This window comes from Salipiger sp. HF18 (assembly GCF_011806505.1).
GTDB classification, from domain to species: domain Bacteria; phylum Pseudomonadota; class Alphaproteobacteria; order Rhodobacterales; family Rhodobacteraceae; genus Salipiger; species Salipiger thiooxidans.
On record NZ_JAATOS010000403.1, the window covers coordinates 1 to 3,559 of the forward strand.

A 3,559-nucleotide genomic window follows, 5' to 3' on the forward strand; every position below is an offset into this window, starting at 1 on the left:
CGGGCGGCGATCTGGCGTGGATGCGCGAGCAGTTCGGCATGGACGCGGAGACCCGCAAGCGCGAGTCGCGGCGCATCGCCGGCGCGATGGGCGCGCTGGCCGCGTTGCCGCAGCCGCTGATCGGGCGGATCCACGGCAATGCTTTCGGCGGCGGTGTCGGGCTCGCGGCGGTCTGTGACGTCTCGATCGGCACGAGCGGCATCCGCATGGGCTTTACCGAGGTGCGGCTGGGGCTGATTCCCGCCAACATCGGGCCCTTCGTCATCGCGCGGATGGGTGCGGTGCGGGCCCGTGAGGTCTTCATGAACGCGCGGGTTTTCGACGCCGACGAGGCGATGCGGCTCGACCTGCTGAACCGGGTCGTGGCGCCTGAGGATCTGGACGCGGCGGTCGAGGCCGAGGTTGCGCCCTATCTTAGCTGCGCGCCCTTCGCCGTGCGCGAGGCCAAGGCGCTGCTGAACGAGCTTGCCGGGCGCGTGACGCCGGAGCAGGTCGACCACGCCATCGAGGCGCTGGCGATCCGCTGGCAGAGCGACGAGGCGCAAGAGGGCATCTCGGCCTTCTTCGAGAAGCGAAAGGCGCCCTGGGCCGGGTGACCGCCCGCCGGGGGCGTCCGGGATAACCGTCCGGGGGAGGCGTGACACCGGGTCACGCTTTACCCGCGCGCCGATCATTGCCAGCCTGCGCGGGCGCGGTGCCGCCCCCGGTGCCGCGACGCAAGCGGGCAGGAGGAGGCGGGGTGACGGTCCAGATCGCGCATCTTCACGCAACGCTCTGTCTCGCGCTGGCGATTCTCCACATTGCACTGGCCTTCGGAGCGCCCTGGTCCTCGTGGGGGCCGGGGCTAGATGTCACGCAGACCGCTCAGGGTGACGCGTGGGCCGGGCCGGGCCGTCCGCTGTCGCCGGCCGGCAGGCTTGCCGCGGCGCTTACGGTGCCGGTGCTGCTTTATCTGGCACTCGCGATCGTCGCGGCCGCGGGCTTCCCGGGACTCGGCTGGCCGCGCTGGACCGGCTGGCTCGCGGTGGCGGTACAGGGGGCGCTCGCGGCGCTGAGTCTCGCGGCGCGGCGCCCGGTCGAGCGCAGGTTCTGGGGACCGTGCCACGCGGTGCTGACGGCGATGGCGCTCGCGGTGATGACGGCATGAGCAGGGGCGGGAGGGCCGATGTATGCAAATGTAGACGATAAAAATGTCGCTTTGTCAGGCAGTCACCGGGATTTTCCGTCTATCCCGTTAGAAAATCAGCGATTTAACCCTTCCTGAATATTTGGCGTGCTTGTTGACCCTGTCTTGCACCGGCGATAAGTCACGAATAGCAAGGCAACACCGCCATGGTTTCCGCGCCAACCTTCCGGCGCGCCTCGCAAAGGAGCCAGCAAGTGGAAGAGATGCTGCGGGAATATCTCCCGATCCTCGTTTTCCTAGCCGTCGCAATCGCCCTCGGTGCGATCCTCATCCTCGCCGCCGTCGTGCTGGCCGTGCGCCATCCTGACCCCGAGAAGGTCTCGGCGTACGAATGCGGGTTCAACGCCTTCGACGATGCGCGGATGAAGTTCGACGTGCGGTTCTACCTCGTGTCGATCCTGTTCATCATCTTCGACCTCGAGATCGCTTTCCTGTTCCCCTGGGCCACCGCCTTCAAGGACGTGAGCATGGTCGGCTTCTGGTCGATGATGGTGTTCCTTGCGGTGCTGACCGCGGGCTTCGCCTACGAATGGAAGAAAGGGGCGCTTGAATGGGAGTGATGACCGGACCGACCACCGCCGGACCCGACCGCGAGGTGGCGACTCAGGCGCTGAACCGCGAGCTTCAGGACAAGGGCTTCCTGCTGACCTCGGTCGACGACGTGATCAACTGGGCGCGCACCGGCTCGCTGCACTGGATGACCTTCGGTCTCGCCTGCTGCGCCATCGAGATGATGCAGACTTCGATGCCACGCTACGACCTTGAACGCTTTGGCACCGCGCCGCGCGCCAGCCCGCGCCAGTCGGACCTGATGATCGTCGCAGGCACGCTCACCAACAAGATGGCGCCGGCGCTCCGCAAGGTCTACGACCAGATGCCCGAGCCGCGCTACGTGATCTCGATGGGCTCCTGCGCCAACGGCGGCGGGTACTATCACTACAGTTATTCCGTGGTGCGCGGCTGCGACCGCATCGTGCCGGTGGACGTCTACGTTCCCGGCTGCCCGCCCACGGCCGAGGCGCTGCTCTACGGCATCATGGCGCTGCAGAAGAAGATCCGCCGCACCGGAACCATCGTGCGCTGAGGGGAGGCGAGCAATGACGCAGGCAATGAGCGAACTCGGCGGGCATCTCGAGCTCAAGCGCCCGGATTGCGTGCTGGGCTGGAACGTGGCGTTAGGCGAGCTGAACGTCGACGTGGCCTCGTCCAACATCGCGGGATTCGTCGAGTTTCTGAAGACCGACCCGTCCTGCCGCTTTTCGACGCTGGTCGACATCACGGCGGTGGACTACCCCGAGCGGGCCAAGCGCTTCGACGTGGTCTACCACTTCCTGTCGATGTACCAGAACCACCGCATCCGCGTCCGCGTCGCCGTACGCGAGGACGAGGTGGTGCCCTCGATCACGGGCGTGCACGTCAGTGCCAACTGGTTCGAGCGCGAGGTCTTCGACATGTTCGGGATCATCTTCTCGGGCCACCCGGACCTGCGCCGCCTCCTCACCGACTACGGCTTCCGCGGCCACCCGCTGCGCAAGGACTTCCCGACCACGGGCTATGTCGAGGTGCGCTACGATGAAGAACTCAAGCGTGTCGTCTACGAGCCGGTGAGCCTCGTGCAGGAATACCGGCAGTTTGACTTCATGTCGCCTTGGGAGGGTGCCCAGTACGTGCTGCCCGGCGATGAAAAGGCGGAGGCATCGAAATGATGGACGGCTCGAAATTCGACGACGGCAGCACCGACGCGCTGTCCGGCGAGCAGAAGATCCGCAACTTCAACATCAACTTCGGCCCGCAGCACCCCGCGGCCCACGGCGTGCTGCGTCTCGTGCTCGAGCTCGACGGCGAGATCGTCGAGCGCTGCGATCCTCACATCGGCCTGCTGCACCGCGGCACCGAGAAGCTGATGGAAAGCCGCACCTACCTGCAGAACCTGCCGTACTTCGACCGTCTCGACTACGTCGGCACGATGAACCAGGAACACGCCTGGTGCATCGCGATCGAACGTCTGACCGGGGTCGAGGTGCCGCGCCGGGCGCAGCTGATCCGCGTGCTCTACTGCGAGATCGGGCGCATCCTGAATCACCTGCTGAACGTGACCACGCAGGCCATGGACGTGGGCGCTCTGACGCCGCCGCTCTGGGGCTTCGAGGAACGCGAGAAGCTCATGGTCTTCTACGAGCGGGCCTGCGGCGCGCGCCTGCACGCGGCCTATTTCCGGCCCGGCGGCGTGCATCAGGACCTGCCGCCCAAGCTGATCGACGACATCGACGCGTGGTGCGACCAGTTCCCGGCCCGCCTGCAGGACATCGACGACCTGCTGACCGAGAACCGCATCTTCAAGCAGCGCAACGCCGACATCGGCGTGATCACCGA

Annotated in this window: 5 protein-coding genes and 1 pseudogene; all 6 read left to right on the top strand. The window is 66.4% G+C overall.

All coding sequences use genetic code 11. From position 1 onward, the window contains the following. On the top strand, window positions 1–596 hold a 596-nt coding region (locus HC022_RS21330; protein WP_167453758.1), incomplete at its 5' end, for an enoyl-CoA hydratase-related protein. Window positions 597–739: 143 nt separating this feature from the next. After that, window positions 740–1,147: a hypothetical protein gene (locus HC022_RS21335; RefSeq protein ID WP_040384075.1), complete on the top strand. Its 408-nt coding sequence runs from the start codon at window positions 740–742 to the stop codon at window positions 1,145–1,147. A gap of 233 nt (window positions 1,148–1,380) precedes the next feature. After that, the gene (locus tag HC022_RS21340; RefSeq protein WP_008885187.1) at window positions 1,381–1,746 is read left to right on the top strand and encodes an NADH-quinone oxidoreductase subunit A; all 366 of its coding nucleotides are present in this window, start codon (window positions 1,381–1,383) and stop codon (window positions 1,744–1,746) included. After that, complete coding sequence (locus HC022_RS21345) at window positions 1,737–2,270, top strand: NADH-quinone oxidoreductase subunit B family protein (RefSeq protein WP_083791812.1); 534 nt, start codon at window positions 1,737–1,739, stop codon at window positions 2,268–2,270. The genes HC022_RS21340 and HC022_RS21345 overlap by 10 nt, the downstream gene beginning before the upstream one ends. A gap of 13 nt (window positions 2,271–2,283) precedes the next feature. Then, the gene (locus HC022_RS21350) at window positions 2,284–2,892 is read left to right on the top strand and encodes an NADH-quinone oxidoreductase subunit C (protein ID WP_008885229.1); all 609 of its coding nucleotides are present in this window, start codon (window positions 2,284–2,286) and stop codon (window positions 2,890–2,892) included. Beyond that, window positions 2,892–3,559: pseudogene (locus HC022_RS21355) on the top strand (NADH-quinone oxidoreductase subunit D); the annotation flags it as partial. The gene HC022_RS21350 and the pseudogene HC022_RS21355, both read left to right, overlap by 1 nt.

Coding starts and splice junctions, on each gene's coding strand:
- HC022_RS21345 (WP_083791812.1), top strand. CDS start 1,737: ATGGGAGTGATGACCGGACCGACCACCGCCGGACCCGACCGCGAGGTG.
- HC022_RS21350 (WP_008885229.1), top strand. CDS start 2,284: ATGACGCAGGCAATGAGCGAACTCGGCGGGCATCTCGAGCTCAAGCGC.